Annotated in this window: 4 protein-coding genes; 2 read left to right on the top strand and 2 right to left on the bottom strand. The window is 71.8% G+C overall.

The window, feature by feature from the left end:
- Window positions 1–320 precede the first annotated feature (320 nt).
- Window positions 321–1,164, bottom strand: an 844-nt coding sequence (locus tag AOK16_RS11010) for a maleate cis-trans isomerase family protein (RefSeq protein ID WP_240483514.1), incomplete at its 3' end; no start/stop codon positions are given.
- A gap of 264 nt (window positions 1,165–1,428) precedes the next feature.
- On the opposite strand from AOK16_RS11010, the gene AOK16_RS11005 reads away from it, so the two are divergent.
- Both AOK16_RS11005 and AOK16_RS11000 read left to right on the top strand, forming a co-directional pair.
- A complete protein-coding gene (locus AOK16_RS11005; RefSeq protein ID WP_055472071.1) occupies window positions 1,429–2,394 on the top strand; it encodes a D-2-hydroxyacid dehydrogenase in 966 nt (321 codons plus the stop codon).
- A 46-nt stretch (window positions 2,395–2,440) separates the two neighbouring features.
- Window positions 2,441–3,856, top strand: coding sequence for an amidase (locus AOK16_RS11000; RefSeq protein ID WP_055472070.1), 1,416 nt, complete (start codon window positions 2,441–2,443; stop codon window positions 3,854–3,856).
- Here AOK16_RS11000 and AOK16_RS10995 read toward each other — a convergent pair.
- On the bottom strand, window positions 3,834–4,337 hold the full coding sequence (locus tag AOK16_RS10995) for a DUF3830 family protein (protein WP_055472069.1): 504 nt from the start codon (window positions 4,335–4,337) through the stop codon (window positions 3,834–3,836). The genes AOK16_RS11000 and AOK16_RS10995 overlap by 23 nt on opposite strands.
- Window positions 4,338–4,567: the final 230 nt, after the last annotated feature.

The raw sequence follows: 4,567 nt of genomic DNA, 5'->3' as shown, positions 1-4,567 counted from the left end.
GCCTCGAGCCGTGGGTCGTCGTCCTCCGCCGAGTGGTCCGGCTAAAGGAACCCAACTTCCGCCTGCGCCCCTGCCATCTCCGTGTTCACCTCCTCCTCCGCTGCCTCCGCCGTCCCCGGCCCGATCGCTCAACTGTCATCAGTACACCGCCCGAGCCCGATCGGTTCCATCCCAATCGGTTCCACCCCGATCGATCGGTCCCGGTCGGCCCACGGTCACCTGGCCACCGTCACGGGCCCATGCGGCCCCCGTCACGTAGGCGTCATTCCGCCCGGCTCATCCGGGTACGGCGGGTCCAGACCGTCCACCGCCTCCGGCNNCTGCCACCGGTGGCAGCGGCACACCGCCCGGCGACAGGCCGGCGGGTTCTACTGCCCCATCCCCCTCGCCGGGCGCGGTAGATGAGGACATCGCCGCGGGCCCACGACGGGCCACCGGGTCGAGCAGCGCCTGGTAAGGCCCGACCGCCTGCTCGCCGATCCGGCGCAGCGCCGCCCAGATCGTGACCTGGTTCGCCGACAGCACCGGCATCCGCAGCTCGGCCTCCAGCTGCGGGATCGCGTCGTAGGTCGGCAGGTTGGTGCAGCTGATGAAGAGCGCGTCCGCCGCACCTACCACCGCCTGCCGAGCCATGTCGACCACGTCGCGGTAGGGCACCTTCCAGATGTGCCGGGTCAGTCCGAGGTAGGCGCGCCCGGTGACCGAGACACCGCCTTCGGCGAGGAACTCCTCCAGCGCGGTGGTGACCGAGCCGGTGTACGGGGTGACCAGGGCGATCCGCCGCGCGCCCAACTCCTGCAGCGCCTCCAGCAGCGCGCCCGAGGTGGTCAGCGCGGGCATCTCCCCGGACTGCTCCATCGCCGCGCACATCCCGCGCTCCCCGGCGATCCCGCCGACGAAGCTGCCGGAGGTGCAGGCGTACGCGACGACCTCGGGCGAGACCGCGCCGAGCGCGCGGACGGCCTCGCTCAGGGTCTCGTGCTCACTGACCAGCCGGGCGAGGTCCAGGCTGACCTCGACGGGCACAAAAGGGGTGCGGGTCAGATGGAGGGAGACCTCGTCCGGAACCCAGCGCCACAGCTCCCGGTCGAGAGCGAAGTCGAAAGGTGCCACAACTCCCACACCGCGCTGCGGGTGCGGGCCACCCAGAAACGAGACGTCCATTTCAAGCCCCAATACAAACGGAGGGCTGGGCCGGGAGGGCCACAGGAAACGGCAGGTTGGGAAAGCCGGTGAACGCCGGGACGTCGGGACAGATAAGCGGGCGAGAGCCCCTGTTGACGAAGGTAGTTTCTGCTCCCTAGCGTGGTCAATCCTCACATCTCAGACGGTTCACCGCCGCACCTCGCCCAGCCAAGCCGTACCTCGCCCAGCCAGCCGCATCTCACCCAGCCAAGCGGACCTACGTTTCGAAACGGTTTCCCGCCCATGTCCGAAATCGCCCTCCTTGTCTTCGGTGTCGATCCGCCGCCCCGGCTGGACCGGATCGCCGGCCGCGCCCGGATCGTGCTCAGCGACGAGGCCTCGCTGCCCAGGCTGCTGCCAGCCGCCGACGCCCTGCTGGTCTGGGACTTCACCTCCGACGCGGTGCGCGCCGCCTGGCCGGGCGGCGGCCCCCGGCCGGGCTGGGTGCACACCGCGAGCGCGGGCGTCGACCGGCTGCTGTGCCCGGAGCTGGTCGCCTCCAGCACGGTGGTGACCAACGCGCGCGGCGTCTTCGAGCAGCCGATCGCCGAGTACGTAGCCGGGCTCGTCATCGCCATGGCCAAGGATTTCCCGGGCACTTGGGAGCTCCAGCGGCAGCGGCGCTGGCAGCACCGGGAGACGATGCGGCTGACCGGCACGCGCGCGCTGGTAGTCGGTTCTGGTCCCATCGGCCGCGCCATCACCCGCACTCTGACGGCACTGGGTGTCCGGGCGGAGCTGGTGGGGCGGACGGAGCGCGCGGACGACCCGGAGTTCGGGAGGGTGCACGGCGCGGCGGCGCTGCCCGGGCTGCTGCCGGAGGCGGACTGGGTGGTGTGCGCGGCCCCGCTCACCGAGGACACCCGCGCCATGTTCGACGCGGCCGCCTTCGCGCGGATGAAGCCGGAGGGCCACTTCATCAACGTGGGGCGCGGGCCCCTCGTGGTGGAGGAGGACCTGGTCGACGCGGTGCTGGCGCGGAGCATCGCGGGGGCGGCGCTGGACGTCTTCGAAAGCGAGCCGTTGCCCTCCGGCAGCCGCGTCTGGGACGTGCCGGGCCTGCTCGTCTCGCCCCACATGAGTGGGGACACGGTCGGCTGGCGGGACGATCTCGCCGAGCAGTTCATGGACAACTTCGAGCGCTGGGTGGCGGGCGAACCGCTGCTCAACGTCGTGGACAAGAAACTGGGCTACGTGCCGGTGACCTGACCCGCAGAACCGCCTGGAGCGATCCACCGACCCGACTGGAGCGTCGATGACCGATCTCGCCGACCTGACCGCGACCGAACTGCTCGCGGGCTACGCCTCGGGCGCCTTCTCGCCCGTCGAGGCGGCCCGCGCCGCCCTGGACCGGATCGAGCGCACGGACCGAGCCGTCAACGCGTTCGTACGGGTGGACGCCGAGGAGGCGCTCGCGGCCGCGGCCGAGTCGGCGGAGCGGTGGCGGCGGGGCGAGCCGGCCGGCCTGGTGGACGGCGTGCCGGTGTCGGTGAAGGACATCCTGCTCCAGCGCGGCGGGCCGACGCTCCGCGGCTCCTGGACCGTGCGGGCCGAGGGCCCGCCCTGGGACGAGGACGCGCCGGCCGTGGCGCGGCTGCGCGAGCACGGCGCGGTCTTCCTGGGCAAGACGACGACGCCGGAGTTCGGCTGGAAGGGCGTCACCGACAGCCCCCGGCACGGGGTGACGGGCAACCCGTACGATCCGCGGCGCACGGCGGGCGGTTCGAGCGGCGGGAGCGCGGCGGCGGTCGCCCTGGGGGCGGGGCCACTGAGCCTGGGGACGGACGGCGGGGGCTCGGTGCGCATCCCCGCCTCCTTCAGCGGCGTCTTCGCGCTCAAACCCACCTATGGAAGGGTCCCGCTGTATCCGGCGAGCCCCTTCGGCACGCTGGCGCACATCGGCCCGATGACCCGCGACGCGCGGGACGCGGCGCTGCTGATGGATGTGATCACCGGCCCCGACTGGCGTGACTGGTCCCAACTGGGCGCCGCCCCTGGCGGTTTCCGGGCCGCCCTGGGCGAGGCGGAAGGCGGGGTGGCCGGGCTGCGCGTCGCGTACTCCCCCTCCTTCGGAGGGCGGGTGGCGGTCGACCCGGAGGTGGCCGCGGCGGTGGAGCGCGCGGCCCATCGCCTGGCCGAGGCGGGGGCGCGCGTGGAGGAGGCCGACCCCGGTTTCGCGGATCCGGTGGAGGCGTTCCATGTGCTGTGGTTCAGCGGCACCGCGCGCGTGGTGCAGCCGCTCGGCCCCAAGGACCGGGAGCGGCTGGACCCCGGGCTGCGGGAGGTCTGCGAACAGGGGGCGCGGTACAGCGCGTTGGACTACCTGGCCGCGGTGGACGAGCGCATGGCGCTGGGCCAGGCGATGGGCCGGTTCCACGCGGCGTACGACCTGCTGGTGACGCCGACGATGCCGATCACCGCGTTCGAGGCGGGCGTTGAGGTGCCGAAAGGATCCGGCCACCGGCGGTGGACGGGCTGGACCCCGTTCACGTACCCGTTCAACCTGACCCAGCAGCCGGCGGCGAGCGTGCCGTGCGGTCTGGACCGCGCCGGGCTGCCGATCGGGGTGCAGGTGGTGGGGGCGCGCCACGCGGACACGCTGGTGCTGCGTGCGGCGCACGCCCTCTACGCGAGCGGGGCCGCTGACATCAGCCCGCCCGGCGGAAGTTGAGGGTCTCTCCCAGCGCTCCCGCGCGCCACAGGTCCTGGCAGGCCTCGGCCATCCGGTCGAGGCCGTCGACGACCGCGCCCCAGACGATGCCCGGGACCCAGCCCGCGTCTCCGTTGATCAGCAGGTTGTTGCGCTCGTAGAACAGCGCGAGATCTACGACCTGGGCCCTGCCCTGGTGCTTGGCCGTCGTCTCGTAGCCGTAGGACTTGGTGCCCAACTGCGTTTCGGAGAAGGTGAAATAGCACAGGTCGCCCGGAATGGGGGTGATCGTGGGGTTCTCCAGCGGCGGCTCCTCCGGGGCGAAGGGCGGCAGCAGGGCGTAGATCTCGTTCCGCGCGTACTTCGCGTGGTAGACGTCACCGCCCAGCGGCAGCGCGTTCCACACCGCTTCGCAGGTGATCGGAGCACGGTCGTCCAGCAGCTTTGCCGTACAGGCGACTCCGCGCTTGTCGAGTGAGACTTCGATGAACCGGTCTGCCATCGTGGGTCCTCTCGGTCGGATACGGGATCAATTGTGTCTCAAGGGTCAATACCTCAACGCCTCGACAAGGGCCGAAAACGAGCCGCATGAAACGCGTGGACTCGGGTAGCCGCGCGGCCATGGCTCCACCACAGGGGAACGACAACGACATGATCGGAAGAAGTGTCGGCCGCCGCTCTTTGCTTGCGGGAGCCGTTGCGCTGGGCGCGACGGCCGCGGCCGGCTGCAGC

Origin of the sequence: Streptomyces pathocidini (genome assembly GCF_001418495.1) — a bacterium.
Lineage (GTDB): Bacteria > Actinomycetota > Actinomycetes > Streptomycetales > Streptomycetaceae > Streptomyces > Streptomyces pathocidini.
This window is presented reverse-complemented; position numbering and strand designations above follow the sequence as displayed.